1 protein-coding gene is annotated in these 542 nt (G+C 41.1%); it reads left to right on the top strand.

The genetic code is table 11. From position 1 onward, the window contains the following. On the top strand, positions 1–335 hold a 335-nt coding region (locus tag HMPREF0372_RS20410), incomplete at its 5' end, for a hypothetical protein (protein ID WP_007495976.1). Positions 336–542 lie beyond the last annotated feature (207 nt).

Below are 542 nucleotides of genomic sequence, written 5' to 3'. Positions count from 1 at the left end.
TCGGGGGGGGGGGGAGCGAAGCAGAAAATCGAAATTTGACGGAAGAGAAAATGAATATAAAATTAAATATTGAAATACTTATAGAAGAATTGAGAACAACTATTCTTTGGGGTAATGTTTGCTTCATTTTTTGTATTTGCAGGAACTTCATATTCAAAACAAACGATATAGCCTGCATTATACGAAACGCTCCTCTGCAACTCCTTCCAGACCAGGGCCGCCGCATCTTCCGACGTATGTCTCTCATACAACTATTCATAGTCTTTGTCCTTGATATCCAGCGGAAGATCACCGCCGTACAGGACAGTGTCCCAGGTTCGTTACTCCATCAGTAAAGCCATCCGGTTTACACTTACGCTAGACCTGCTTTGGCTGAATAGTTACTATACACTACAGCAAAAGTAAGTGACTGATATTTTGAATCGGTCACTTGCTTTTTTACTGCGTTACTTGTTCTCGCGATAAGCAGAATTTTTCACGGGCAGATAAGGATAGATTTCTGGGACGATGGTCAGGTAGAATAAGTTTCGCAAAAAGACAAA

This window comes from Flavonifractor plautii ATCC 29863 (assembly GCF_000239295.1).
Taxonomy (GTDB): domain Bacteria; phylum Bacillota; class Clostridia; order Oscillospirales; family Oscillospiraceae; genus Flavonifractor; species Flavonifractor plautii.
This window is presented reverse-complemented; position numbering and strand designations above follow the sequence as displayed.